General features: G+C 70.9%; 20 protein-coding genes and 1 tRNA gene. 8 read left to right on the plus strand and 13 right to left on the minus strand.

Translation table 11 applies throughout. The features are described from left to right. Window position 1 precedes the first annotated feature (1 nt). Window positions 2-454 (minus strand): ABA4-like family protein, encoded by a 453-nt coding sequence (locus M8C17_RS05490; RefSeq protein ID WP_252415282.1) that lies wholly within the window; start codon window positions 452-454, stop codon window positions 2-4. After that, window positions 451-1,380 carry a hypothetical protein gene (locus tag M8C17_RS05495; protein WP_252415283.1) on the minus strand — a complete coding sequence of 310 codons (930 nt, stop codon included), beginning with the start codon at window positions 1,378-1,380 and terminating at the stop codon, window positions 451-453. Before M8C17_RS05495 ends, M8C17_RS05490 begins: the two co-directional genes overlap by 4 nt. 165 nt (window positions 1,381-1,545) lie before the next feature. Here M8C17_RS05495 and M8C17_RS05500 point away from each other — a divergent pair, with 165 nt between their 5' ends. Further along, the gene (locus M8C17_RS05500) at window positions 1,546-2,295 is read left to right on the plus strand and encodes a glyoxalase (RefSeq protein ID WP_252415284.1); all 750 of its coding nucleotides are present in this window, start codon (window positions 1,546-1,548) and stop codon (window positions 2,293-2,295) included. A gap of 70 nt (window positions 2,296-2,365) precedes the next feature. Further along, the gene (locus tag M8C17_RS05505) at window positions 2,366-3,133 is read left to right on the plus strand and encodes a hypothetical protein (protein ID WP_252415285.1); all 768 of its coding nucleotides are present in this window, start codon (window positions 2,366-2,368) and stop codon (window positions 3,131-3,133) included. Window positions 3,134-3,234: 101 nt separating this feature from the next. Here the strand turns inward: M8C17_RS05505 and M8C17_RS05510 are convergent, their stop codons facing one another. Both M8C17_RS05510 and M8C17_RS05515 read right to left on the minus strand, forming a co-directional pair. Continuing rightward, a complete protein-coding gene (locus tag M8C17_RS05510; protein ID WP_252415286.1) occupies window positions 3,235-4,764 on the minus strand; it encodes a TROVE domain-containing protein in 1,530 nt (509 codons plus the stop codon). A gap of 554 nt (window positions 4,765-5,318) precedes the next feature. After that, window positions 5,319-5,381: transfer RNA gene (locus M8C17_RS05515), tRNA-OTHER, on the minus strand. A 150-nt stretch (window positions 5,382-5,531) separates the two neighbouring features. Between M8C17_RS05515 and fdh the strand changes: the two genes are divergently transcribed. Genes fdh through nrfD form a run of 3 tightly spaced genes read left to right on the plus strand, consistent with a single transcriptional unit; the run spans window position 5,532 to window position 10,906 of the window. Next, complete coding sequence (gene fdh / locus M8C17_RS05520; protein WP_252415287.1) at window positions 5,532-8,807, plus strand: formate dehydrogenase; 3,276 nt, start codon at window positions 5,532-5,534, stop codon at window positions 8,805-8,807. A gap of 3 nt (window positions 8,808-8,810) precedes the next feature. After that, complete coding sequence (locus M8C17_RS05525; protein ID WP_252415288.1) at window positions 8,811-9,854, plus strand: 4Fe-4S dicluster domain-containing protein; 1,044 nt, start codon at window positions 8,811-8,813, stop codon at window positions 9,852-9,854. Then, window positions 9,851-10,906, plus strand: a complete 1,056-nt coding sequence (nrfD, locus tag M8C17_RS05530) for an NrfD/PsrC family molybdoenzyme membrane anchor subunit (protein WP_252415289.1) — start codon at window positions 9,851-9,853, stop codon at window positions 10,904-10,906. The genes M8C17_RS05525 and nrfD overlap by 4 nt, the downstream gene beginning before the upstream one ends. 85 nt (window positions 10,907-10,991) lie before the next feature. On the opposite strand, the gene M8C17_RS05535 is transcribed toward nrfD, so the two are convergent. The 7 genes from M8C17_RS05535 to M8C17_RS05565 all read right to left on the minus strand — a co-directional run bounded on the left by M8C17_RS05535 (window position 10,992) and on the right by M8C17_RS05565 (window position 17,994). Beyond that, a complete protein-coding gene (locus M8C17_RS05535) occupies window positions 10,992-12,548 on the minus strand; it encodes an OFA family MFS transporter (protein WP_252415741.1) in 1,557 nt (518 codons plus the stop codon). 333 nt (window positions 12,549-12,881) lie between these two features. Then, window positions 12,882-14,462, minus strand: coding sequence for an MDR family MFS transporter (locus M8C17_RS05540; RefSeq protein WP_252415290.1), 1,581 nt, complete (start codon window positions 14,460-14,462; stop codon window positions 12,882-12,884). 64 nt (window positions 14,463-14,526) lie between these two features. After that, window positions 14,527-15,144 (minus strand): TetR family transcriptional regulator, encoded by a 618-nt coding sequence (locus M8C17_RS05545; RefSeq protein WP_252415291.1) that lies wholly within the window; start codon window positions 15,142-15,144, stop codon window positions 14,527-14,529. Between the two features lie 41 nt (window positions 15,145-15,185). Further along, entirely contained in the window at window positions 15,186-16,046 is an 861-nt protein-coding gene (locus M8C17_RS05550; protein ID WP_252415292.1) for an alpha/beta fold hydrolase, read from the minus strand. After that, a complete protein-coding gene (locus M8C17_RS05555; protein ID WP_252415293.1) occupies window positions 16,043-16,915 on the minus strand; it encodes an SDR family oxidoreductase in 873 nt (290 codons plus the stop codon). The genes M8C17_RS05550 and M8C17_RS05555 overlap by 4 nt, the downstream gene beginning before the upstream one ends. A gap of 69 nt (window positions 16,916-16,984) precedes the next feature. Then, entirely contained in the window at window positions 16,985-17,269 is a 285-nt protein-coding gene (locus tag M8C17_RS05560) for a DUF4873 domain-containing protein (protein ID WP_252415294.1), read from the minus strand. Next, entirely contained in the window at window positions 17,266-17,994 is a 729-nt protein-coding gene (locus tag M8C17_RS05565) for a TetR family transcriptional regulator (RefSeq protein WP_252415295.1), read from the minus strand. Before M8C17_RS05565 ends, M8C17_RS05560 begins: the two co-directional genes overlap by 4 nt. Window positions 17,995-18,042: 48 nt before the next feature. On the opposite strand from M8C17_RS05565, the gene M8C17_RS05570 reads away from it, so the two are divergent. Beyond that, window positions 18,043-18,939 carry a diiron oxygenase gene (locus tag M8C17_RS05570; protein WP_252415296.1) on the plus strand — a complete coding sequence of 299 codons (897 nt, stop codon included), beginning with the start codon at window positions 18,043-18,045 and terminating at the stop codon, window positions 18,937-18,939. 40 nt (window positions 18,940-18,979) lie between these two features. On the opposite strand, the gene M8C17_RS05575 is transcribed toward M8C17_RS05570, so the two are convergent. Further along, entirely contained in the window at window positions 18,980-19,489 is a 510-nt protein-coding gene (locus tag M8C17_RS05575) for a winged helix-turn-helix domain-containing protein (protein ID WP_252415297.1), read from the minus strand. Between the two features lie 341 nt (window positions 19,490-19,830). Between M8C17_RS05575 and M8C17_RS05580 the strand changes: the two genes are divergently transcribed. Further along, window positions 19,831-24,204 carry a S8 family serine peptidase gene (locus M8C17_RS05580; RefSeq protein WP_252415298.1) on the plus strand — a complete coding sequence of 1,458 codons (4,374 nt, stop codon included), beginning with the start codon at window positions 19,831-19,833 and terminating at the stop codon, window positions 24,202-24,204. 90 nt (window positions 24,205-24,294) lie between these two features. Here the strand turns inward: M8C17_RS05580 and M8C17_RS05585 are convergent, their stop codons facing one another. After that, on the minus strand, window positions 24,295-24,810 hold the full coding sequence (locus M8C17_RS05585; protein ID WP_252415299.1) for a winged helix-turn-helix domain-containing protein: 516 nt from the start codon (window positions 24,808-24,810) through the stop codon (window positions 24,295-24,297). Between the two features lie 411 nt (window positions 24,811-25,221). Here M8C17_RS05585 and M8C17_RS05590 point away from each other — a divergent pair, with 411 nt between their 5' ends. Further along, window positions 25,222-26,229: a phosphatase PAP2 family protein gene (locus tag M8C17_RS05590; protein ID WP_252415300.1), complete on the plus strand. Its 1,008-nt coding sequence runs from the start codon at window positions 25,222-25,224 to the stop codon at window positions 26,227-26,229. Window positions 26,230-26,248: the final 19 nt, after the last annotated feature.

Below are 26,248 nucleotides of genomic sequence, written 5' to 3' on the forward strand. Positions count from 1 at the left end.
GTCAGCCTAGGCGCTGCGGCTCTGGGGCGACGACCGCCGACCGTGGCCACCGGGCCCGGACGCCGAGGTAGGCGGCCAGGCCGAGCGGTCCGAGCAGGATCGTCAACACCAGCACCGGAGCCATGACCAGCGCCGGCACCCCCCGTTCCCGGCTGTCGAGCCACGCCCACCGGCCGACGAACAGGTCGAACGCGATCATGTGCGCCCAGCCCGCCGCCGCGCCGTCGGCGGTGCCGAGCAGGTCGCGTACGCCCTCCAGAGTCGGCGATGCCACGGCCGGCAGCACCTCGCCGAACGCCGGGACCACCAGCAGCGCGTAGATCAGCACGACCGGCAGCACGATCAGCGGAGAGGAGATGATCCGGGCGGTCCACGACCAGTTCGGCAGCAGGATCATCAGCGCCCAGAACGGCGCGGCCACCGCGAACGTCAGGGTGAACAGCGTTCCCGTCATGCGGTCACCACCAGGTCCGGGCTGCGCCGGGGAGCCACCACCAGGCCGGCGGCGGTCGCCGTCGCGACCAGCAGGGCCGCGAAGGCGGCCAGCGTGAGCGTGTCCGGGCGCAGCAGCGGCTGCCCGCGCAGGGCCTGCCAGGTCAACAACACCGTGAGTACGCCGTACGCCGCACCCACGACGACCACCAGCCGAGCCAGGGTGCGCTCGTCCAGCCGCCGTGCGAGGAACCGGGTCAGCAGGATCGCCAGGATCGGCAGCGCCTGCAGGGCGTGCAGCCCCACGAAGTGCCCGATCCGTAGGTCCCCACCGGTGGTGCTCCAGCCGACCAGTGGCAACCCCGGCCCACCGTCGGGTACGCCGACAGCGTGCGCCCCGCTGACCCCGTCGATCCCCGGGTCCTGACCGGGCAGCGTCATCGGCACCGCCGCCAGCATGCCCAGCAGGGACAGGCCGAGCCCCCAGCGGACCGCGCGGGCGGCGACCCGATCGGGGATCCGCCGTTGCAGCACGACGATCCCGACGACGAAGTGCGCGACGAACAGCACCATGATCGCCGCGCCCATCACCGTGAAGAGCGCGCCGTTGAGAGGGCTGGTCGCATTGAAGTGGCTCGTCGTGCCGCGCATCACCTGTCCGACGATAACCGTCATCTCGATGACCGCCATCGCGACGATGACCGTTGCGGCCCACTCGGCGATCCGGCTGCGACGCGGCAGCAGGGAGAGCATCCAGGCGAGGGTCGTGCCGTACGCCACGAAGGACACGGCGAACTTGAGCGGCTTGAGCCAGATCGGCGATCCGGTGAGGACTCGCGAGTCGACGACGATGCCGACCGCGGCGACGACGGCGAGCACCGCCATCGCGGCGACGAAAACCATGAGTGGGCGGTGCCAGTGTGCCGCCCGGCGCAGCGCGATAGTCATGCCTTAGACACTGGTGGCGACGTCCGTCGACCGCGTCCGACCGGGAGCCCCGCTTGCGGACCGCGGTCGGAGCCGGCCTCCTCCCCGGGTAGGAGACACAAATCGTCGTGGACAGTCGTGGACGCTGGCACAATGGCCGGCCTGTCTACGGGATCGGAAGTGGCCATGACGATCGACGAGGACCGTGTCCTGCCGAACGAGACCGCCGTGCCGCTGCTGCACTGCGTGTCACCGGAGGAGACCCTGGCGTTCTGGCGTGCGCTGGGCTTCGAGGTGACCTACGAGCAGACCAGGCCGTACGTGTACCTGGCCTTCCACTGGAGTGGGTTCGACCTGCACTACGCCCGCGCGCCGAAGGGCCTTGACCCGTCGGCGGAGACCACCGGCGGGTGCCTGGTGATGGTCGACGCGGTCGCGGCGTACCACGCGGCGTTCACCGAGGCGATGCGCCGGAGCTACGGCAAGGTGCTCGTCAAGGGACTGCCCCGGATGACCCGATACCGCGCCGGTGCGTCGCGGTTCAGCATCGTCGACCCGTCGGGCAACACCATCATCTTCATCCAGCGGGACGAGCCGGCCGAGGTGGAGTACGGCGGTTCCAAGGACCTGCAGGGGCTGGCCCGGGTGCTCGACAACGCGCGGATCCTGCGCGAGTTCAAGATGGACGACCGGGCGGCCTTCCGGGCCCTCAACTCCGGGTTGCGCAGGCACGGCGACGACGCGCCGGCGATCGAACAGGGACTGGCGCTCGCCGGGCTGATCGAACTGTCGGTCGCGCTCGACGAGCCGGAGCGCGTACCGGACTGGGGGAGCCGGCTCCAGCAGTTGCCCCTGACGGCGGAGGAGCGTGCGCGGGTGCGCGGCGCGGTCGCCGACCCCGCCGTGCTCGGGTCGTGGTTGCCGGAGGCGACCTGAGGTCCGTCGGCGGTGCTCGTTTCGGTCGGAGCGTCGCAGGGCACTTCGGGGTGGACGGGAAGAGGTGATGATGAGCGACCACACGCCGCTACCGACGGCCCGGGTGCGAACGGCGCTCGCGCTGATCCTGCCGTTGCTCGGCACCGTCGCGCTGACTGCCTGCACCGCCGGTGAGGACGGGGCCGGTCCGGCTCCGTCGACCACCCCACCGACGACCGCGCCGGCGTCGACGCCCCAGGTGAACGAGCCGTCCGCGACCGCGAGCGTGCGGGTGACCATCCCGACGTCGGCCTTCGTCGACCTGCCGCCCGAGCTGCGGAAGTCACCGCGCCGGGCGACGCCGGTCGCGGACGCCCTGCCGACGCTGTGTGACAACGAGTTCGGCACCGGAGGTCGACAGGTCACCGCGAGCGCCGCGATGACGCTCACCTACAAGAAGCCCGAGGAACCCGACAGCAACGTGCCGCAGGGCATGATCCACCAGACGATCTTCACCTTCGACGGCGACGGCGCGGCGGCCTACCTGCGACGACTCCGGGGTGCTGTCCAGGTGTGCCCCTCCTACAAGGACCAGGGTGGAGACCCCGTCAAGGTCGAGAGCCGGGCCCTGCCGGGCGTCGGCGACGAGGCGTTGCTGTTGACCCGGACGTGGGCCGAGGAGAGCCTGAACGGCGAACGCACCGGCCGCGACGCGTCCAGCCAGATCGCGGTGGCGCGCGTCGACGACGCGGTGACCGTGTTCCACGACCAGGGCTGGGAGGGCAGCAGCGGCAACCCCGCCATCCTGGATCGGGTCGTGCGCGACGGCGTGCAGACCATCGACGCCTGGCAGCGGTAGCACCCTGACCCGCAGACCGGGGCATCGCCGCCTCCTGACACCGCCACCCGCTGGTCCCGGTCGTCGTCGACCGGGACCAGCGTGCGTCGGTGCCCCGCCGCTCAGAAGGGCCAGCGGTCGTGGGATCCGGCCTCGATGAGCGGGATCATCGCGAAGGCGGCGTCGGACAGGCCACCGAAGGTGTGCCGGTTGGCAACGGTCGGCGTGTGGCCGACCCGGTACCCGGCCAGGTTCCAGGTGTACACCGGCACCTCCGCGGGCACCGCTGCGGCAACGTCCGCCGAGCCGTGCCAGTGGGCCTGCTCATCGGTGAGGATGACCACCCGGTCGTGCCGGTCGTAGTGCTCCCGTACCGCCTTCTCGGTGTCCGTTCCCATGCCGTAGAAGTAGCCGCCGTCCTTGAACCGGCGCACGGCCGCCAGGACCGACTCGCCCGCCACCGCAGGGAACACCCGGCTGGCGTTGGAGAACGACACCACCGTGGCAGCCCGCGCCCGGGCGGCCAGCGCGAGGCCGAACACCGTGGCGGCGTCCCAGCAGCGCAGCGTGCCGTCCTTGCTGAACGAACTCTGCATCGAACCGGACGTGTCGACGAGGACCAGGGTCCGTCCGTCCAGGACCGGCACGTTCGCCAGGGCGGCCTGCAACGCCTTCTCCAGTGGGTACGCCCACCGCAGGTTCGGTGCCGCGTTGTACGCCGACAGGAACCGCATCGGCAGCACCCGCGAGGTGGCGACCTCCGCCGGGTCGGAGAGCCGGGCGGCCACCGTCTCGGCGACGGCGTCGCTCACCCCCGCACGGTCGAAGTTGCGCAGGTTACGCAGCAGCGCCAGATAGCCCATGGTCGGGATGATCGACTCCCACGCCGCGGCGTCCATCGCGTTCTGTCGCCACCCGGCCAGGGCCTCCCACGTCATACCGGCCGCACTCAGCACCGCCGGATCGGTGATCTCCCGCCGCTGCTCGGCCGGCAACGCCATGAGCGCATCCCGCGCGGCCAGCATACGGAGCGAGGCCGGCAGCGGGTTGTCCCGCTGGTGCCGCCGATCCAGCGCGTGCCGGAACAGGTCACCCTGCCGCTCGTCCTTCGCGGTGGGATGGGTCAGGTCGATGACGTCGCCGAACCGCACCTGGCTCCCGACGGAGTCGTACTTGAGCAGGCTCCGCTCGGTGTACAGCCGGACGGCCGCGTCGGCGATGCCCCGCTTCACCGGCTTGGGCAGCGCCCGGCCATGGCGACCCAGCCAATAGGCGAGAGCCTCGCCCGGCTCGTCCGCACGCTGCAGGGCGACGTCCACGACCGCCCGGGACCCCGGAATCGTCGCGGCAACCTGGGCGCGAGCGCCCTCCAGCGCCGCGACCACGGACGCCGACCGCATCATCGCGCCGGACCGCAGCCACGGCACGAAGCGGGCGAACCAGTCGGGGTCGGCGACGGCGACGGCCGCGACCAGGTCCCGGAAGCGGGCGTCCCGGTCGGTGGCCCCCTCGTAGAAGGTGTCCTCGCCGACCATGGTGGACACCCCGAGCAGGAACAGCTCGAGGCGCGGCTCGCGGGCGAAGCCGGGTGCGCCCTCGGCGGTCACCGGTCGGCGCTGGCTCTTGCGTAGCTTGAGGTTGAACTTGGCCATGACGTCCCCCACGTCAGTCGCCCGGGAAGGCGCCACCGCACCACACACCCGAGATCAGAATCGGCCACGGACTAGTCCGCCGTTCTGTCCGTTGAACCATCCACCCGGAGGTGTCGGGGGACTCGAACCCCCATCTGCGGAACCCTGAAGTAACCGTTGCCTGCGCACCGGGTGTGTGGCGTGGTCGCGCTTCCCGAGATCGGAGTCGGTGACGGATAGTCCTTCACCGGGGTGTGAACCCCTCCAGATGTAGCCGTCGCCTGCGCACCGGGAAGTGCGGTCACGACCGTAGCGGCGGCGACGACGGCCGGGCAACGGGGTTTGCGATCTCGTGATCCGGAGGAGACATGTCACGCCGCACACCCGAGATCAAGAGTGGACACGGCGTTTTGCGGGCTCGAACCGCGGGGCCCTTGCAGGGCCTTCACCAAGAAGTAGCCGTGTCCGTCGCACCGGGCGTGCGGCGTGAGCGCGCCTCCCGAGACCGGAGCGGCGACGGCGACCGGCCCTCGCGGGCCAAGGTGACCTCGGCCGCTGGTCGACGCCACCGACGGTGGCGGTGGGATTCGAACCCACGTCTCCCCGTTGGAAGCGGAAGTAGCCGTTGCCTGCGCACCGGGAGGTGCTTCACGAACCTAGGGCCGGGACCTCGGTGTCGGCAACCGATTACGTCGTGAGGTTGCCGCGGGATCCGCTGCGGGCCGGACGGCACCTCGTCTAGTGTCAGGCTGTTCATATTTTGTCGGTTTCGTCGGAAAGGTGCGGCAATGGGGGTGCGGCGCTGGGTCGAAAGCTGGCCGCTCTACCGTCAGCTCACCGGCACCGACCCGCTCGGTCGGGGTGCCGCGGCCAAGTCCGCCGGCTCGCTGTCACTCACCGCCCGCACCGAGACGGCCGACTCGATGGCCCGATCCGTCTGCCCGTACTGCGCCGTGGGTTGCGGTCAGCGGGTGTTCGTCAAGGACGGCCAGGTCACCCAGATCGAGGGCGACCCCGACAGCCCGATCTCGCGGGGGCGGCTCTGCCCGAAGGGCGCGGCCAGCAAGAGCCTGGTGACCAGTCCGCTGCGGCAGACGACGGTGCGCTACCGCCGGCCGTACTCGACGCAGTGGGAGGACCTCGATCTCGACACGGCGATGAACATGATCGCCGACCGGGTGTTGGCGGCCCGGGACGAGACGTGGGAGGACGTCGACGCGCAGGGCCGGCCGTTGAACCGGACGCTGGGTATCTCCAGTCTGGGTGGGGCGACGCTGGACAACGAGGAGAACTACCTCATCAAGAAGTTGTTCACCGCGATGGGGGCACTCCAGATCGAGAACCAGGCCCGTATTTGACACTCCGCCACCGTCCCCGGTCTGGGGACCAGCTTCGGTCGCGGCGGCGCCACCCAGTACCAGCAGGACCTGGCGCACTCCGACGTGATCGTCATCCAGGGCTCGAACATGGCCGAGGCGCACCCGGTGGGTTTCCAGTGGGTGATGGAGGCCAAGCGGCGCGGCGCCAAGGTCTTCCACGTCGACCCGAGGTTCACGCGGACCAGCGCGCTGGCCGACTCGTACCTGCCGATCCGCGCGGGCACCGACATCGCACTGCTGGGCGGGGTGGTGCGCTACATCCTGGAGAACGAACTCGACTTCCGGGAGTACGTGGTCGCCTACACCAACGCCGCGACGATCCTGTCCGAGGACTTCCGCGACACCGAGGACATGCACGGGCTCTTCTCCGGCTTCCAGGAGGACAACGCCAGCTACGACCAGTCCAGCTGGCGGTACGAGGGGGAGAGCCAGAACGCGACGCCGCGCGACACCGAGACGCAGCGGGAGACCGCGGCGGGGTTGGAACACGAGTCGCACGGCGCACCGGTCAACGGCCAGACCGAGCGGGATGAGACGTTGCAGCATCCGCGCTGCGTCTACCAGGTTCTGAAGCGGCACTATGCCCGCTACACGCCGGAGATGGTGGAGCGGGTCTGCGGTATCCCGCAGGAGAAGTTCCTCGAACTGTGCGAGGCGTGGACGGCGAACTCCGGTCGCGACCGCACCGGCATGCTCGTCTACTCGGTGGGCTGGACGCAGCACAGCGTGGGGGTGCAGTACATCCGCACCGGCGCGATCATCCAACTGCTGCTGGGTAACGTGGGCCGTCCCGGCGGTGGAGTCATGGCGCTGCGCGGGCACGCGAGCATCCAGGGTTCCACCGACATCCCGACGCTGTTCAACCTGCTGCCCGGCTATCTGCCGATGCCACATCACGCCGACCACCCCACCCTCGACACGTGGGTCGACAGCATCCGCCACCCCGGGCAGAAGGGCTTCTGGGGCAACGCCCGCACCTACGGGGTGAACCTGCTCAAGGCGTACTGGGGTGACGCGGCGACGGCCGAGAACGACTACTGCTACGGCTACATGCCGCGGATGACCGGCGATCATGGCACGTACCAGCAGGTGTTGAACATGATCGACGGGAAGGTCAAGGGGTACTTCCTGCTCGGGCAGAACCCGGCGGTCGGGTCGGCGCACGGCCGGGCGCAGCGCCTGGGGATGGCGAACCTGGACTGGTTGGTCGTCCGGGACCTGTTCATGATCGAGAGTGCGACGTTCTGGCAGAACGGGCCGGAGATCGAGACCGGTGAGATCGTGCCGGAGGAGTGTCGGACGGAGGTGTTCTTCCTTCCCGCCGCGTCGCACGTGGAGAAGGAGGGCAGTTTCACCCAGACCCAGCGGTTGTTGCAGTGGCGGGAGAAGGCCGTCGAGCCGCCGGGCGACGCCCGCTCGGAACTGTGGTTCTTCTACCATCTCGGTCGCATCATCCGGGAACGGCTGTCGACGTCGACCCAGCCCCGGGACCGGGCGCTGCTGGACCTGAACTGGAACTACCCGACGCACGGCCCGAACGCGGAGCCGAGCGCCGAGGCGGTGCTGTACGAGATCAACGGCTACGAGGTGGCCGGCGGTCGACCGCTGTCGTCGTTCACCGAGATGAAGGACGACGGCTCCACCGCCGGGGGGTGCTGGATCTACACGGGGGTGTACGAGGACGGCGTGAACCAGGCCGCCCGCCGCAAGCCCGGCGCGGAGCAGTCCCTGGTGGCCCCGGAGTGGGGTTGGGCGTGGCCGGCCAACCGCCGGATCCTCTACAACCGCGCCTCCGCCGACCCGGACGGCAGGCCGTGGAGTGAGCGCAAGAAGTACGTCTGGTGGGACCCGGAGAAGGCCGAGTGGACCGGTTACGACGTGCCGGACTTCGAGAAGACCAAACCGCCGACGTACCGGCCGCCCCCGAACTCCTCCGGCGTGGCCGGGATCGCGGGTGACGACCCGTTCATCCTTCAGGGCGACGGCAAGGGCTGGCTGTACGCGCCGACCGGCGTGCTGGACGGGCCGATGCCCACCCACTACGAGCCGGTCGAGTCGCCGGTGCGCAACCCGCTCTACCGGCAGCAGGCCAACCCGACCCGCAAGGTCTACACGCACCCGATCAACACGCTCAACCCGAGCCCGCCCGAGGAGCACAGCCAGGTCTTCCCGTACGTGTTCACGGTCAGCCGTCTGACCGAGCACCACACCGCGGGCGGAATGAGCCGGATGGTCCGTCCGCTGGCCGAGTTGCAGCCGGAGATGTTCGTCGAGGTGTCACCGGAACTGGCGGTCGAACGCGGGCTCACCCACCTGGATTGGGCGCACCTGGTCACCGCACGGGCGGCCATCGAGGCGAAGGTGCTGGTGACCGACCGCCTCACCCCGCTGCGGGTGGACGGCCGGATCATCCACCAGCTCTGGCTGCCGTACCACTTCGGGTTCGAGGGACTGGTCACCGGCGAGTCCGCCAACGACCTGTTCGGGATCAGCCTCGACCCGAACGTCCTGATCCAGGAGAGCAAGGTCGGCACCTGCGACGTACGGCCCGGTCGACGCCCGAGGGGACAGGACCTGCTGAACCTGCTCGTCGACTACCGGCGACGGTCGGGGGATCTCGGCCCGCACTACCCACCGCAGGTCACGACCGACGTCGCCGACAGCGGCCGCGACCGGGAGGTCTGACCGATGCCCCACGTGAACAGCCTGTACGGCCCGCTCGACCCGGCTCCCGACGCCGGCTACGTCGACCCGCCACCGCGGATGGGCTTCTTCACCGACACCAGCGTCTGCATCGGCTGCAAGGCGTGCGAGGTGGCCTGCAAGGAGTGGAACGACGTGCCCACCTCGGGCCTGGACCTGCTGGGCATGTCGTACGACAACACGGGCGCGTTGACCGCGAACTCGTGGCGGCACGTCGCGTTCGTCGAACAGCCCCGCTCGGCGGGCTGGGCGACACCCGCGTTCGAGCACGAACCGGACGGACCGCCGATCAGCCCGGAAACGGCGGCGGTCGGCGCGCGTACCGGCACCGACACCGGGACGGATCCGGGTCTGCCGCCAGGCTCGCCCGCGGCGGCGGCCCGGATGTCCGGTGGGCCGGAGTTCCTGGGGATGCCGGGGGCGCAGCCGCCGGGGCGGGGTACGGGCGTGGAGCAGCGCACGGATTTCCGGTGGCTGATGATGTCGGACGTGTGCAAACACTGCACGCACGCGGCGTGTCTGGACGTGTGTCCGACGGGTTCGTTGTTCCGTACGGAGTTCGGCACGGTGGTGGTGCAGGAGGACATCTGCAACGGGTGCGGCTACTGCATCTCGGCCTGCCCCTACGGCGTCATCGACCAGCGCAAGGACGACGGCCGGGCGTGGAAGTGCACACTCTGCTACGACCGTCTGGGTGTGGGAATGACGCCGGCGTGTGCGAAGGCGTGCCCGACGGAGTCGATCCAGTACGGGGCCCTGGATGATCTGCGGGAGCGGGCGGCGGCGCGGGTGGCGACTCTGCACGAGCAGGGGGTGCCGGACGCGCGGTTGTACGGGCACGACCCGAACGACGGGGTCGGTGGTGACGGGGCGTTCTTCCTGCTCCTGGACGAGCCCGAGGTGTACGGGCTGCCACCTGATCCGATCGTCACGACCCGGGACCTGCCGGCCATGTGGAAACGCGCCGGCCTCGCGGCACTGGCGATGGCCGCCGCCACGGCGCTCGCGTTCCTCGGCAGGCAGCCATGACCGGCGCGACGTCACCGGAGCCGGCAGGCCGCCGTGAGTCCCCGGCCGGTCCGGACCAGCCCGACGGGCAGCGCCGCCGCCGGGCCGGCCACGGTGGAGAGCAGCTCACGGTGCCGCCAGCCGACTTCGCCTCCTACTACGGCAGGCCGATCCTCAAGCCGCCGGTGTGGAAACACGACATCGCCGGCTACCTGTTCACCGGCGGGCTCGCCGCCGGGAGTTCGCTGATCGGCGCGGGCGCCCAACTGACCGGGCGGCCCGGACTGCGCGCGGTGGGCCGGTGGGCCGCCCTCGGCGGCGTCGCCGCCAGCACGTACCTCCTGGTCCACGACCTCGGGCGGCCGGACCGCTTCCACCACATGCTCCGGGTCGCCAAGCTGACCTCGCCGATGTCGATCGGCACCTGGATCCTCACCGCGTTCGGGCCGATGGCCGGCGTGGCCGCGGTCGCCGAGCTCGCGCCGCTGCTGCCGCGGCACGGCCCGCTCGGCCTCGCCCGCCGGGTGGCGCCGACAGTCGGCAACGTCGCCGGCCTGGCCGCCGCGGCCACCGCGCCGGCGCTGGCCACGTACACCGGGGTCCTGCTGGCCGACACCGCCGTACCGGCCTGGCACGACGCCTACCCGTCGTTGCCCTTCGTCTTCGCCGGCAGCGCGCTCGCCGCCGCCTCCGGGGTCGGACTGATCGCGGCGCCGGCCGCGCAGACCGCTCCGCTGCGAAAGCTCGCCCTGGCCGCCGCCACCATAGAACTGGTCGGCGGGCGCCGGCTGGAGCGGCTGGGGCTGACCGGCGAGCCCTACGGGCACGGCCGCAGCGGCCGGCTGGTCATGGCGGGGCGGGCCCTGCTCGCGGTGGGCACCGCCACGGCGCTGCTCAGCCGGCGCAGCCGGATCCTGTCGGCGATCTCCGGCGCGGCCCTCGTGGCCTCGTCCGTGGCCACCCGGTTCGGTGTCTTCGAGGCCGGCAGGGTGTCGGCGCGCGACCCGAAGTACACGGTGGTGCCGCAGCGGGAGCGCCTCGCTCAGAAGAACGAGCCGGCCACCCGCCCCTAGCCCCGAAGCGCCGCCGTCGGGGGCGCTTGTCGGTCCCGTCCTCGCCCGGGGCGGCGGACGTCCGCCGCCCCGGGCGCGCAGGACATCAGCCGGTGAACAGCTTCGCGGCGGTGATCGCGGTCTGGACGATGCCGTACCCGAGCAGCGCCGCGACGAGCAGCCACGACAGCCAGAGCCGCCCGGTCTGGCTGCCGACCCGCTGCGGCACCGGAGGTTGGCTGTCCTTGCCGAGGGCGACCGGGTCGGTCACGGTGGCGCGCGCCACCGGCGAGGTCGATCCCCGGTCGGGCTCGTGGAACCGATCCGGAACGGCACGGACGAGCAGGTTGGCGATGAACCCGATGGCGAGGATGCCGACCATGGTGAACAGCGCGGGACGGTACGCCGACGCCGTGAGCGTGCCGGGCTTGCCCTGCGTGTCGAGGATCCCGTTGACGATCAACGGCCCGGCGATGCCGGCGGCCGACCAGGCGGTCAGCAGCCGGCCGTGGATGGCGCCGACCTGGAACGTGCCGAAGAGGTCCCGCAGGTAGGCGGGGGCAGTGGCGAAGCCGCCACCGTAGAACGAGATGATGGCGGCGGCGATCAGCACGAAGACCGCCGTCGCGGAGTGGCCGGCCACGGCGAGCAGCGCGTAGAGCACCATGCCGACGCCGAGGTAGACCATGTAGATCGGCTTGCGCCCGATGAGGTCGGACGTGGACGACCAGACGAACCGCCCGGCCATGTTGAACAGGGACAGCACTCCCACGAAGCCGGCCGCCGCCGACACCGAGACCGCGCTGACCCCGTTGTCCCGGAAGAAGTCCTGGATCATCGGGCTGGCCTGTTCCAGGATGCCGATGCCGGCGGTGACGTTGCAGAACAGCACGATCCACAGCAGCCAGAACGAACGGGTGCGCACGGCGTTCGACGCGGACACGCTCGCCTTTGTCACGAGGGGCCGGCTGGCGACGCGCGCGGGGTCGAACCCGGCCGGCCGCCAGTCCGGCGCCGGGACCCGCACGTTGAACGGCCCGAACATCATGATCACGAAGTATCCGATGGCGAACGTGACGAAGAGCGCCACCAGGGCATGTCCGGACGCCACCGCGGCGGGGTTGCCGGGGTTGTAGTCCGGGTCGTAGAGGGAGAGCAACTGGCGCGCGAGCGGGCCGGCGACCAGGGCGCCACCGCCGAAGCCCATGATGGCCAGCCCGGTGGCGAGACCGGGCCGGTCCGGGAACCACTTGATCAGGGTGGAGACGGGCGAGATGTAGCCGATGCCGAGCCCGATGCCGCCGATGACGCCGTACCCGAGGTACAGCAGCCAGAGCTGGTGGGTCGCGATGCCGAGCGCACCGACCAGGAACCCGGTGGCCCAGAAGCAGGCGGAGACGAACATCGCGCGGCGCGGTCCGTTCCGCTCCACCCACCGGCCACCGACGGCCGCGGACGAACCCAGCATGACGATGGCGATACTGAAGATCGCCCCGATCGCCGTCTGGCTGGTGTCGAAGTGCGCGATGAGGGAGTTCTTGTAGACGCTCGTCGCGTAGACCTGCCCGATGCAGACGTGCACGGCCAACGCCGCGGTCGGGATGAGCCAGCGGCTGTATCCCGGCGGAGCGACAGTGTGCCGAGGATCGAGTACCGACAGCATGGGCATCGTCCGCACCTCCTGCGGCTGAGTAGGCCGTCGGCGGTGCAGAGCTGTCCGAAGCCTCGCACCGTCGCGCTGCCTACTGGGCAGAATCCGCGCAGACCCGGATGACACCGGGTCGGGGAATCTCGCCGGACTCCCGGCGGTTGGCCGAGTGGCTCTCGCCGCCACGGTGGCGGCTCGGCACACGTCTGGCGTGAGCCGTTGATCGGCTGGATCCCACGTTACGGTGCGACCGGTCCGCCCCTCACCGTTACGGGAAAACGCGGCCACGCCACCGGTGGACGCGAACGGGGGCGGGCCGACCGGCCCGCCCCCGTCGGTGCGTACGGCTCAGTGGATCGCGGCCTTCGCGGCCGCCTCCTCCTGGACGCGTCGTTCGTCCCCGCTCAGGGTGTGCAGGGGCTTTTCCTTGATGAACAGCACGACGACCAGCGCGAGCAGCGCGATCGGCGCGCCGACCAGGAAGAGGTCGGCCGTCGCGGTGCCGTACACGTCCTGGATGATGCGCAGCACCGGCTCGGGCAGGGTGGACAGGTCGGGCACCTCGGCGCTGCCGCCGCCGGCCGTTGCCGCCGGCCCGAGGCGCTCGGTCGTCAGCGAGGTGACCCGGTTGGCCAGGACCGCGCCGAGGGCGCTGACCCCGATGGCGCCGCCCATGCTGCGGAAGAACGTCAGCGTGGAGGTGGCCGCCCCGAGCTCGTTGGCGGGCACGTCGTTCTGCGCGGCGAGAACGAGGTTCTGCATGAGCATGCCGACGCCGATGCCCAGCACCGCCATGTAGATCGACAGGACGACGACGCTGGTCCTGGCGTCGATGGTGCCCAGGAGCACCATGCCGAGGGTCATCACGGCGGCGCCGGCCACCAGGTAGGCCTTCCACCGGCCGAACTTGGTGATGAGCTGGCCGGCCACCGTCGACGAGACGAGCAGACCGAAGATCATCGGAAGGCTCATCAGGCCGGCGACGGTCGGCGACTTGCCCAGCGAGATCTGGAAGTACTGGGACAGGAAGACGGTGCCACCGAACATCGCGACACCGACCAGCACGCTGGCGATCGTGGCCAGCGAGACCGTGCGGTTGCGGAAGATGTCGAGCGGGACGATCGGCTCCACCGCCCGCGACTCGACGAAGACGGCCAGCGCCAGCAGGATCAGACCGCCGACGACCATCAGGACCGTCCAGCCGGAGGCCCAGTCGAACTTGTTGCCGGCCAGGGACGACCAGATCAGCAGCGTGGAGACGCCCGAGGTGATGAGCACCGCGCCCAGCCAGTCGATCCTGGCCTTGCGGCGGACGACCGGCAGGTGCAGGGTGCGCTGCAGCAGGGCGATGGACAGGATGCTGAACGGGACCCCGATCAGGAAGCACCAGCGCCAGCCCAGCCACGACGTGTCGACGAGCAGGCCGCCGATCAGCGGACCGGCGATGGTGCCGACACCGAAGACCGCTCCGAAGATGCCGGCGTAGCGACCCAGCTCGCGCGGCGGGATCATCGCCGCCATGACGATCGTGGCCAGGGCCGTCATGCCGCCGGCGCCAATGCCCTGGACGACGCGGCTGAGCAGCAGCACCTCGACGTTCGGGGTGAAGCCCGCGATCAGTGAACCCACCACGAACAGCCCCAGCGAGAGCTGGATCAGCAGCTTCTTGCTGTACAGGTCGGCCATCTTGCCCCACAGCGGCACCGTCGCCGTCATGGCGAGCAGTTCGCTGGTGACGATCCAGGTGTAGACGGTCTGGCTGCCGTTCAGATCGGCGATGATCCGTGGGAGCGCGTTCGCCACCACGGTGGAGGCGAGGATGGACACGAACATGCCGACCATCAGCCCGGAGAGGGCCTGGAGAACCTCCCGACGCGACATGCGCGTGCCGACCTCGGCACTGTCGGCGGGCGGGGCGGTGGTGGTCATTGACGCTCCCTTGTCGGGTTTGTAACGGACTGGCTGGCCCCGGCACTGGTGAACCGGGGCGGGGTCAGGACGATGGTGGATCCGGTAGGCCGGCGGCGACCGCGGCGAACGCCTCGTCCACGAAGTCGCGCAGGGGCCGGGTGTCGTCGTCGGCGGCCCAGCGCAGCATGGCGGTGCGGAAGGCGGCACCGGCCACGGCGGTGACCAGCGCGGGGTGGCCGTGGTCGGGAGCGACGCCGAGGCGGGCGGCGATGGTCGTGACCATGGCCTGTTCGGTCGCGATGTTGCCGGCCATCAGCCGGGGCAGCAGCGCGGGATTCTGGGAGATGACCGCCAGGCGGAGCCGCCACAGTTCCCGGTCGGCCTGCATCGTGTCGATCGCCTCGTCGAGGGCGAGCCGGACGGCCCGCAACGCCGGCACCTGCGGCGCGGCGGCGGCGATACGCGCCACGACCGGGGCGCCGTCGAGCGCGGGGTCTTCGGTGAGTGCCTCGTCCTTGCAGGTGAAGTAGTTGAAGAAGGTGCGCGAGGAGACGTCCGCGGCCTCGCTGATCTCCTCGACCGTGACGTGCTCCAGGCCGCGTTCGGCGACCAGCCGCAGGGCGGCGGCGGTCAGCGCGGCCCGCGTCTGCCGCTTCTTGCGGTCCCGACGCCCGGGGGCAGCCTGGTCGGTATCGGTCACTCCGGCGAGGTTAGGAGACAACTTGCGGAGCCTGCAAGTTTTTATTCTGTGAAGTGACCTTCCTGACCCCGGGCCGCCGGGGTCACCACCGACGGGTCCGACCGCTCGCGCGGCACGGCGCCGGTGGTCTCCAGGATGAGCGCGGCCACCAGATCGGGGTCGTCGCTCATCGGTACGTGCCCGCAGCGGGGCAGCGTCACCACCCGGGCCGCCGGTAGGCCGGCCCGGGCCCGCTCGGCCTGGTGGACACCGAAGATCCGGTCGCGGTCACCCCAACCGATGGTCACCGGCACCGTCGCGTCGGACAGCCGGACGCCGTCGAAGCGGTAGTCACGGGCGGCTCGGGCCACCGCGGTGAAGCCGAGCCCCCGCCGCAGGGCGAGCGCGTCGCCCAACGCGCGGTTGGCGTCCAGCAACGCCGGGCGGGCCATCAGCGGCGCGAAGCACATCGCCCGCAGGTACGCCGACCGCAGCGCGACCCGCATGATCGGAGCCGGTAGGAACGAGTTGGCCCGCAACATCGTGAGGATGGCCAGCGCGCGCCGACGCTCGGCCGGCGTGAAGAAGCCTGCGGGGGAGAAGGCGGTGGCCGAGGCGACCGCTCCAGTGGCGGCAAGCTCCAGGCTGATCGCCCCGCCGAGGCTGTAGCCGGCCACGTGCGGACGGTCCAGCCCCCACCCGGTCAGGACCGGCAGGACCGCCGCGACGGTGGCGGCCATGTCGGCGGGCATGCCGCCCTCGGGCACCGGGGAGTTCCCGAAACCGGGCAGGTCGAGCGCGATCACCTCGTGGTGGGCGGTCAGCCGGTCGAACACCGGCTCCCACGCCTGGTGGCGGTGACCGATGCCGTGGATGAGCACGAGTGGCTCGCCGCTGCCCGCCCGACGGAAGTGAACGGTCATGACTTCCCTCCCACCGAGGTCCTGCCGAAGGAGCGGCCGAGCTGGCGTACCTCGTCCTCCATCTGGCCGACCATGGTCCGGCCGCCGAGCCGGGTGATCAACGCGTCGGAGAGGCCGCTCAACACCAGCGGCCGCAGCGCCTGCACCACGGCCAGCGAGCGGGGCACGTACACCTTGCGCCTGCGGCGTTCGATGCCGCGCATCAGGGCCTCGACGCATCGCTCGACGGGCACGACGGTGGACAGCGGCCACGGCAACCGGCGCAGCGTGTCGCGGAACGATGCCAGGTCGTCGCGGATGTCGCGCACGAGGTCGGTGTCGATCCAGATCGGGTGAGCCGTGCCGACGGTGACGCCGCGTGCGCGGGTCTCCAGGCGCAGCACGTTGGCGAACTGCTCCACGCCCGCCTTGGACGCGCAGTAGGCGGCCATGCCGGGCATCGCCGTGAAGGCCGCGGCCGACGAGACGATCAGGACGTGGCCACGGGCGGCGGTGACGTGCGGCAGCGCCGCGCTGACCGTGCGGATCGCGCCGCAGAGGTTCACCTCGACGGTACGCACCAACGCGTCGACCGGCCCCACGGCCACGGTGCCGAGGTTCGCGATGCCGGCGTTCGCCACGACCACGTCGATGCCGCCGAAACGGTCCACCGTGGAGGCGACGGCCGCGTCCAGGGCCACCTGGTCGGTGACGTCGCACTCGTACCAGTGCGCATCGAGATCGTCGCTGAGCTGCTTGAGTCGCTCGCCCTCCAGACCCACCAGGGCGACCCGCGCGCCGCGGGCGGCGGCCTCGCGGGCCAACCGCGCCCCGATGCCACGCGCCGCGCCGGTGACGAGCAGGGTCCTGCCCTCGAGGTCATACCGCATCGACGTGCTCCCGTTCCCGATCGTCCAGGCCGCCGACACCGGCGCCGACGATGGCGAGGTCGGTCTCCATCACTCCTCCTCCGGAGGCTCGGGTGCCGACGGCCAGGGCGGGTCGCCCACGCCGGTGATCCGTACGCCGCCCCACGGGTCGACCTCGGCGAGCCGGGCGGGCCGGACCCGGTCGGCGATGCGCAGCTCGACGTCGCGCCGGCCGGAGCGCAGCAGGCCGGCGACCGTCGGCTCGGGCTCGATCCGCCCACCCCAGTGGTAGCGGCCGTCGACCGGCTCCCACCGCCCGGTGAGGTGCACGCGGACGGTGGTGCCCTCGACGCCGGCCGGCCCGTGGTAGCTCACGGCACGATCCGCTCGTGGGCACGGGTCAGCTCGCGCGGCAGGTCGGCGCTGGCCCGTACCCCCTCGATTCCGTTCCACAGCAGAGCGGTCAGGTAGTCGGTGAGGGCCGCCCGGCTGATCGGTTGGCCGTGCGTGGTCCACCAGTCGCCGACGGCCTGCACGAAGCCCACCAGGCCGTACGCCCAGGGCTCCGCCGGGCCGGCGTCCAGACCCAGCGAACGCAGCCGGTCGCCGATCACCCGGGCCAGCCCGGCGGCCACCTGCCGGCTGGTGCCGGCGACCACCTGGTGGATGCCCGGGTCGCCGGACTGGTGCATCAGGAACCGGTAGAGCCTCGGCTCGGACTCGATCACCCCGAGGTAGGCGTCGATCGTCGCCTCGACCAGGTCGCGCTCCTCGCGGACCTGCTCGATCGCCGGTGCGATGGTGTCGACCATCCGGGCCGCCACCACCTCGCTCACGGCGACCCAGAGCTGCGACTTGTCGGCGAAGTAGCGGTAGAGGACGGGTTTGCTGACCCCTGCGGCGGCGGCCACCTGGTCCATGTCGACCTCCGGCCCGTAGCGCAGCAACGCCTGCACGGCGGCCCCGACCAGCTCCTGCCGGCGTTGCTCACGATGGTCGGCCCAGCGGGCCCGGCGGCCGTTGCCCCGCGCCTTCCGGTCGTCGGTCGGGGGAGGGGCCGGCGGGTCGGATCCATTGACATCGCTGAGCGGCGATTGCATGCTACTACTCGTAACAGTTACCGGTCGTCACGTCAATATGGAGGAGCAATGGAGGCGGCACCGGCGGAATCCGAGCGGGCGGCGGTCGCCGAGCGCCTGCTCACGTCCTCACTGCGGACCAGCTACGACCCCACCGTCGAAATCGACTGGGACGCCCCGCACACGCCGGGCGCCTACTGGCTGCCACCGCACCGCAGCAGCCTCTACGGCACCGGGCTGTGGGAGCAGCTCGGCGAGGAGCAGCGCGTCGAGCTCACCAAGCACGAGGTGGCCAGCGCGGCCAGCGCCGGGCTGTGGTTCGAGACGATCCTCATGCAGATGCTGATCCGGGAGTACTACGACGCCGACCCGACCAGCGCGCAGGCCCAGTACGCGCTGACCGAGGTCGCCGACGAGTGCCGCCACTCCATCATGTTCGGCCGTCTGATCGAGGCGCTGGGCTGCCCCGTCTACCGCGCGAGCCCCAGGGACCACCTGCTCGGGCGCTTCCTCAAGGCCACCGCCAGGGGCCCGCGGATGTACGCCGCCATCCTCATCGCCGAGGAGATCCTCGACGCGTTCCAGCGCGAGATCATGGCCGACGAGTCCCTCCAGCCGCTCATCCGGATGGTCTCGCGCATCCACGTGGTGGAGGAGGCGCGACACGTCCGGTTCGCCCGCGAGGAGCTGGCCGCACAGGTCGCCGACGCCGGCCCGCTGGGCATGGCGTACGCCCGGCTGTTGATCGGCCGTGCCGCCAACACGATCGCCAACCGCCTGGTCCACCCGGACGCGTACGCGGCGGTCGGCATCCCGCCGGCCGTCGGCCGGGCCGCCGCCCGCGCCAACCCGCACTGGCGCGCCACCCTGCGCTGGTCCGCGGCGCGGGTGCACGCCCACCTCGCCGACGCCGGCCTTGTTGGCGGGCCGGGGCGCCTGCTGTGGGCCCGCTCGGGCCTGATCTGACCCGGCTTCACACCCCCCGACTGCCCACATCAGGCAGTCGTCAGGCTCGACCGATCCGCGGCTCCTGTCGATCGGTCAGCCGCAACCCCACACCCCGCACCGCTTCGATGCTGGCACCGGTGCCGAGGTCCCGCAGCTTGCGCCGCAGCCGCTTCACCAGGGACTGGACGTCCGCCTTGCGTTCCCGGCCCTCGTCACGCCAGACCGACCGGTGCAGCTCGGCGTAGCTCCAGACCCGGACCGGCTCCGTGACCAGGCAGGTCAGCAGGTCGTGCTCCAACCGGGTCAGGTCCACCTCGCGCTCACCGCAGCGGGCAGTGGATCGGGCCGAGTCGATGACCAGCGCGGAGTCGCTCCCGGCGGTGGGCGCGGCCGTCGCGGCCAGCTGGTGTGGAGCGGCGATCAGCCGGCGCAGCTCGTCGAGGTCGGCCACCAGCAGCAGCGGTGCGATGCCGTCGAGGCGCTCCGCGAGCCGGATGCGCTCGGTCGGCGACGGGGTCACCGCGATCAGCAACGGGAAGGGCTCGTCGGCCGGCTCAGCCCCATCCACCGTCGATTCGTCGTCCTCGGCCACAGCACCGCCCGGGATCGAAGGGCATCCCTGCCCAGTTCTTGTCACGGTCCTGACAATGACTGGCAGGCGAGCCGCCCAGCCTGGCAACCGTTAGCGACAAGTTGCTCACGGCAAGTTCTTGATCGTCCATTCTTCTCGATCATAGTGTCCACTCGGGCAACCGGCGTGACCCGCGCGGTGCATGGGGGGGGCATGAAGGGGGTTCGTCGAGACGAGCCTCCCGCACCTTCACATGGCCCAATTCACCCTGGGTCGTTCTGAGGGAGGCAGCACCGATGTTCAGACGTCCACAATGGCGGCGCACAGCCAGATCACTGGTGAGCGCCGGCGCGGCGATGATCCTCGCCGCGACATGCCTGGCCAGTATCGGCTCGGGCGCGCAGGCCGCGCCCGGCGGCGGGATGGGGGCGGGCGCCCCTGCCGGGGACAAGATCCGACCGGAGCTCGCGAAGCAGTTCCAGGCCAAGAGCGAAGGGGACTTCTGGATCCGGTTCGCGGACCGGGCGGATCTGAGCAAGGCCAGTGCGATCAAGGACTGGGCCGAGCGCGGCGCCGCGGTTGCGGACACGCTGCGCAGGACCGCCGCCGAGAGTCAGGCCAAGATCCGCGCCGAGCTCGACGGTTCGGGCGCCAAGTACCAGACCTTCTGGGCCACCAACGCCATCAAGGTGAGCAGCGGCTCCCTGGCGATGGCCCAGAAGTTCGCCGGCCACGCCGAGGTCGAGGGCCTGTACGCACCGGTCGCCTACAAGGTGCCCGAGACCGCCAAGGGCACCGACGAGAAGACGGTGAACTCCCTCGAGTGGGGCATCGCCAACATCAACGCCGACGACGTCTGGTCCCAGTACGGCGCCACCGGCGAGGGCATCACCATCGCGAACATCGACACCGGGGTCCAGTTCGACCACCCCGCGCTGGTCAACTCCTACCGCGGCAACAACGGCGACGGCACGTTCGACCACAACTACAACTGGTTCGACGCCGCCGGGACCTGCGCGACCGCGCCCTGCGACAACAACGGCCACGGTACGCACACGATGGGCACCATGGCCGGCTCCGACGGTGCGAACCAGATCGGTGTCGCACCCGGGGTCACGTGGATCGCGGCGAACGGCTGCTGCCCCAGCGACGCCGCCCTGATCACCTCCGGCCAGTGGATGCTGGAGCCGGTGGACCTCAACGGCCAGAACCCGGATGCCAGCAAGCGGCCGAACATCATCAACAACTCGTGGGGGAGCGAGAACCCCTCCAACGAGCCCTTCATGGAGGACGTGACGCTGGCCTGGGCCGCGTCGGGGATCTTCGGCGTCTGGTCCAACGGCAACAGCGGGCCGGCATGCCAGACCAGTGGTTCACCGGGCAGCCTGGCCAGCAACTACTCGAGCGGCGCGTACGACATCAACAACAACGTGGCCGGCTTCTCGGGTCGGGGTGTCGGGCAGAACGGTGAGATCAAGCCCAACATCTCGGCACCCGGCGTGAACGTCCGGTCGAGCCTCCCGGGCAACGGCTACGGCAGCGCCAGCGGCACCTCCATGGCCGCCCCGCACCTCGCGGGCACGATCGCGCTGCTGTACTCGGCGGCCCCGTCGCTGGTCGGTGACATCAACGCCACCCGTGCACTGCTCAACGGCGCCGCCGTCGACAAGGCCGACGACCAGTGCGGTGGCACCCCGGCGGACAACAACGTCTACGGCGAAGGCCGGCTGGACGCCCTCGCGCTGCTCAACGCCGCTCCGACCGGCGACACCGGCACCCTCGCCGGCACGGTCACCGATGCGGCCACCGGCGCCCCGATCGCCGGTGCGACCCTGACCCTCACCGGCCCGGCCGCTCGCGAGCTGAGCACCGGGCCCGACGGCAAATACTCGACGACGCTGCCGGTCGGTGACTACCAGGTCGCCGTGGCCGCGTTCGGTTACGCCGGCACGACGAAGCCGGCGACGATCGCCGACGGCGCGACCACGACGCTCAACGTGGCGCTGACGGCCGTGGCGAGCGTCAACGTCACCGGAGCGGTCACCGACGGCTCCGGCCACGGCTGGCCGCTGTACGCGAAGGTGACCGTGCAGGGTGTGTCGGGCGTCTACGACTACACCGCACCGGCCAACGGCCGCTACAGCATCAAGCTGCCGGCCGGCCAGACGTACACCCTCAGGTACGAGTCGCAGTACCCGGGCTACCAGACCGTCACCAAGGAGGTCGTGGTCGGCTCGGGCAACGTCACCGCCAACGTCGCGGTGCCGGTGAACACCACCACCTGCACCACGGCGCCCGGCTACACGTTCGGCTCCGACGGTGAGTACGAGACCTTCGACGGCACCACGGTGCCGGCCGGCTGGTCCGTGGTGGACAACGCGGGCAGCGGTCAGGTCTGGAAGTTCACCGACGACGGCAGCCGGGGCAACCTGACCGGCGGCAACGGCAACTTCGCGGTGATCGACAGCGACGCGTACGGTGCCGGCGGCAGGCAGGACACCTCCCTGGTCAGCCCGGTGGTCAACCTGACCGCCGTCACGGCTCCGGTCATCCGGTTCAACCAGGACTTCAACCAGCTGGCCGACGACACCGCCGATGTGGATCTGAGCATCGACGGTGGCGCCACCTGGACGAACGTGCTCCGGCAGGAGACGGACGTCCGGGGGCCGAAGGTGACCGAGATCCCGATCCCGCAGGCGGCCGGCAAGGCGCAGGTCCAGGTGCGGTTCCACTACTTCGACGCCTCGTACGAGTGGTGGTGGGAGGTCGACAACGTCCTGATCGGCAGCCAGGTCACCTGCGTCCCGGTCGACGGCGGCCTGGTCGTCGGCAACGTCCGCGACAAGAACGACAACAGCTACATCAACGGTGCCACCGTCACCAGCGACGACCGGCCCGCCGAGAAGGCTGTCACCGTGGCGACCCCGGACGACCCGGGGCTGGCCGACGGCTTCTACTGGATGTTCTCGACGCTGACCGACACGCACCCGTTCACCGCGAAGGCCGGCAACTACGTCAGCCAGAGCAAGCAGGTCGACGTCCAGGCGGACTGGGCGACCACCGCGAACTTCCAGCTCGCGGCCGGCCGGCTGTCGGTGACGCCGACCCAGCTGAGCGCGACCGTCCAGATGCCCACCGGCAAGGCCAGCAGGACGTTCACGGTGACCAACACCGGCGGGGCGCCGGTCGAGGTCGAGTTCAGTGAGCGCGACAACGGGTTCGAGATCCTCCGGGCCGACGGGTCCCGGACGACCAGGCAGCAGGTGCTCGGCGCCAGCGGCGCGCCGGAGCAGCGGCTCACCGTGCCGACGTCGTTCGCCGCCAAGGCGTCCGGCAAGGCGGCGATGGCGACCCCCGCCGCGGTCGGCCCGCAGGCCGCGCCGTGGACGGACATCACCGACTACCCGGCCAACATCATGGACAACCGGGTGGTGAACCTGGACGGCAAGGTCTACTCGATCGGCGGCGGCGACGGGAGCGCCTCCACCTCGAAGAACTACGCCTACGACCCGGTCGCGCAGACCTGGGCGTCGATCGCCGACCTTCCCGGTGCCCGCAACGCCCTGACCGTGGGCGTCGTGGACGGAAAGATCATCGCGACCGGCGGCTGGGCCGACGGCGGCCCCGACTCCGCCACCTGGTCGTACGACCCGGCGGCCAACGCCTGGACGGAGCTGGCCGACAACCCGGCGCCGCGCGCCGCGGCCGCGCAGGCGGTCGTCGACGGCAAGCTGTACGCCATCGGCGGCTGCACCACCGCAGCCTGCACGCCGATGTCGAACAGCGTGGTCCGGTACGACCCGGCCAGCAACAGCTGGGAGACGCTGGCGAACTACCCGAAGTCGGTGGCCTTCGCCTCCTGCGGAGGGATCGACGGCGCGATCTACTGCACCGGCGGTAACGACGGTGCCGCCTCGCAGAAGTCCAGCTACTCCTTCGACCCGGGTGCCAACACCTGGACCGCCATCGCCGACGCGCCGGCCGACAACTGGGCCAGCTCGTTCGCTGTCGCCAGCGGCAAGCTCCTCGTCGTCGGTGGGTCGCAGGGTGGGGCCATCAGCAACGCGGGCTTCGCCTACGACCCGGCCACCAGCTCGTGGTCCAACCTGCCGAACGCCAACACCGCGCGGTACCGCGGTGGCGCGGCGTGCGGCTTCTACAAGATCGGTGGCTCGTCCGGCAGCTTCAACGCGGCTCCGGACAGCGAGGTGCTGCCCGGGTTCGAGGGCTGTGCCGAGGCGGCGGCCGACGTCAGCTGGATGACGATCGACAAGTCGGCGGTCACCCTCGCGCCGGGTGAGAAGGTCACGGTCACCGTCGGCGTGACGGCGAACGTCGACCAGCCGGGCACCTACTCGGGCTCGGTCGCGATCAAGGAGAACACCCCGTACGCGGTGGCTCCGGTGGCGGTGACCATGACCGCGACGCCTCCGAAGACCTGGGGCAAGTTGCTGGGCACGGTGACCGGGACCAGTTGCCAGGGTGCGACCTCGCCGATCGCCGGCGCGGTGGTCCAGGTCGACTCGTGGGCGATGTCGTGGACCTTCGCCACCGATGCCCAGGGCAGGTACGCCTACTGGGTGGACCGTCGGAACAACCCGCTCACGATGATCGTCGCCAAGGACGGCTGGAAGCCGCAGACCCGTCAGACGAAGATCAGCACCGCCACGCCCACCGTGGAGGACTTCGGGTTGTCCCCCATCCGGTGCTGACGCCTGAGCGCTAGCACCACAGATCCGGCCCGCCTGGTCACCGACCAGGCGGGCCGGGCCGTCTCCGGCGGTGGTGGGCCCCGGCGGCGGTCAGACGGACGCGAGGCGGAAGCCGACCCCGCGGACCGCGTGGATCGTCGCCGCGGCGTTCAGCCGGGCGAGTTTGCGGCGTACCCGCCGGATCACGGAGTGCATGTCGGAGCCGCGGCCCAGGTGCCGGTTGCCCCAGACCTCGAGGTGCAGCCGCTCGTAGGTCCAGACCTGGCCGGGTGCGTCGACCAGGCAGAGCAGGACGTCGTGCTCCAGTCGGGTCAGGTCGATCTCCTTGTCGCGCCACCGCAGCACCCTGCGGTCGGAATCGACGGTCAGATCGGGTGGTGGCGGCGAGTGCGTGCTCTGTGCCGCCTCGACGATCACCGCCTGGGCGGGGGGACCCGCCGAGGTGACGGGAGGCATCTCGACCACCCCGAGAAACTCCCGTGCCTGCTCGACGCTCGAGACGATCAGGAAGGCGTCACTGCCGCCGAGCAGCCGCGCCAACTGTCGGCGTTCGGCCGGCGAGGACGCGATGCCGATGACCAAGGAGGCGGCCGGAATCCCCTGCATTTTTCCCCAACCCCTTCCGGTTCCCCACTGCACTCCGGATGGTTTTTCGCACTGCCGACAGAAACGTCGGTCAATCAGTGCCCTGACCTTAGTGGTGGCTCGTCTCGGGCGGGTAAAACATAGTTGCATGCAAGCATGTGAATGACCGTTCACGCCGCGTAGGCCGCTCGAGTCGGCTTCGTCGGCTTGCCGGGCAATTTATGGTGATCGACGTGTCGTGCCGGCGGCCGCAGTCCCACGACCAGCCGTTTCTCCGTTCCGGGCGAGGGTGGGGCGGGCGGAGGTCCCGGCAGCGGCACACCCCGACAACCGCTGCTCGGCGTCCGGCTTTCCGCAAGCCAGCGGAAGTTGTGACAGAACCAAGACAATCCGCGGACGGTGCCCGGATCTGGCGGGCCGAGCATGGTCGGCATGTCCCTCGGATCGTCGTACCACCTCGGGCCGGCACCCGACCCGCGGTCGGCGCGGCCGCTGTCACCCGTGCCTTCGGCCGCGTCCCTCGGCCGACTCCTGCTCGGTGCGGCCCTCGCCTTCCTGCTCGCCCTGGGTCTCACCTGTGCCGTGTTCGTGCGGACCTACCCCGGCCAGTGGCTGGACGGCCTGCTCCTGCCGCGCGCCGAGCGGGGTGGGGGCTACGAGCAGCAGACCGTCCTGGTGGGTCCGTCCAAGACCGTGCTGGCCGCCTTCGGCAGCCCCACGCTCCTGGCCGTCCTGCTCGGCGCGGTGCTGCTGGTGGGTCTGCTCAACCGGCGGCTGCTGGCCGGCCTCGTGGGCGTCGGCATGGTCGTCTGCGCGGTGGTGGCGGCCGGCGCGGTGAAATCGGTGCTTCCTCGTTCGGATTTCCCGATCGGGAGCTCCACCACCCACAACAGCTTTCCCAGCGGTCATGTGGCGGCGGCGACGGCGCTGCTGCTCGCCTTCATGCTGGTCCTGCCCGGGTGGGCGCGCCGGTGGCTGGCGGTACCGGGCGCGGTGGGAGTCTCGGTGATCGCCTCTGCCACCATGATCGCCGGCTGGCACCGGTTCAGCGACACGCTCGGCGGCGTCCTGCTGAGTGTGGCGCTGTTCTGCCTGGCCGCGGCCGCCTTGGCGGGCTGGCGTGGTGACGCCGATCCGGGCGCGGGCGCCGGCCCACACGCCGGGACGGACAGCGGCGCCGCGTGGCGCCGGCTGACGGAGGGGGCGGTGGGACTGGTCGTGCTGCTCTGGGCGCTTCTGGTGGCCGGGCCGGGTCTGGCAGCATCCGTGCAGCGGGGGACGCTCGTCGCCATCGTGGCGGCATCCGGGTTGACGGTGCTGTCGGTGGTATCGGTGGTGTTCCTGGTGCGTTCGGCGGACTTCGCCGGCCCGCGACGGGTACGGCAGCGTGCGCCGCGGCCGGCGGCGACCATTCGGGACGGCACGACAGCCTGGCGCTGATACCCCCCACATCCGGACA

The sequence above is a fragment of the Micromonospora sp. RHAY321 genome (assembly GCF_023896955.1).
Lineage (GTDB): Bacteria > Actinomycetota > Actinomycetes > Mycobacteriales > Micromonosporaceae > Micromonospora.

Bases quoted from the DNA above. Each gene is read 5' to 3' on its own strand.
- M8C17_RS05490 (WP_252415282.1), bottom strand. From the start codon at position 454: ATGACGGGAACGCTGTTCACCCTGACGTTCGCGGTGGCCGCGCCGTTC.
- M8C17_RS05495 (WP_252415283.1), bottom strand. From the start codon at position 1,380: ATGACTATCGCGCTGCGCCGGGCGGCACACTGGCACCGCCCACTCATG.
- M8C17_RS05500 (WP_252415284.1), top strand. From the start codon at position 1,546: ATGACGATCGACGAGGACCGTGTCCTGCCGAACGAGACCGCCGTGCCG.
- M8C17_RS05505 (WP_252415285.1), top strand. From the start codon at position 2,366: ATGAGCGACCACACGCCGCTACCGACGGCCCGGGTGCGAACGGCGCTC.
- M8C17_RS05510 (WP_252415286.1), bottom strand. From the start codon at position 4,764: ATGGCCAAGTTCAACCTCAAGCTACGCAAGAGCCAGCGCCGACCGGTG.
- M8C17_RS05525 (WP_252415288.1), top strand. From the start codon at position 8,811: ATGCCCCACGTGAACAGCCTGTACGGCCCGCTCGACCCGGCTCCCGAC.
- nrfD (WP_252415289.1), top strand. From the start codon at position 9,851: ATGACCGGCGCGACGTCACCGGAGCCGGCAGGCCGCCGTGAGTCCCCG.
- M8C17_RS05535 (WP_252415741.1), bottom strand. From the start codon at position 12,548: ATGCTGTCGGTACTCGATCCTCGGCACACTGTCGCTCCGCCGGGATAC.
- M8C17_RS05540 (WP_252415290.1), bottom strand. From the start codon at position 14,462: ATGACCACCACCGCCCCGCCCGCCGACAGTGCCGAGGTCGGCACGCGC.
- M8C17_RS05550 (WP_252415292.1), bottom strand. From the start codon at position 16,046: ATGACCGTTCACTTCCGTCGGGCGGGCAGCGGCGAGCCACTCGTGCTC.
- M8C17_RS05555 (WP_252415293.1), bottom strand. From the start codon at position 16,915: ATGCGGTATGACCTCGAGGGCAGGACCCTGCTCGTCACCGGCGCGGCG.
- M8C17_RS05565 (WP_252415295.1), bottom strand. From the start codon at position 17,994: ATGCAATCGCCGCTCAGCGATGTCAATGGATCCGACCCGCCGGCCCCT.
- M8C17_RS05570 (WP_252415296.1), top strand. From the start codon at position 18,043: ATGGAGGCGGCACCGGCGGAATCCGAGCGGGCGGCGGTCGCCGAGCGC.
- M8C17_RS05585 (WP_252415299.1), bottom strand. From the start codon at position 24,810: ATGCAGGGGATTCCGGCCGCCTCCTTGGTCATCGGCATCGCGTCCTCG.
- M8C17_RS05590 (WP_252415300.1), top strand. From the start codon at position 25,222: ATGTCCCTCGGATCGTCGTACCACCTCGGGCCGGCACCCGACCCGCGG.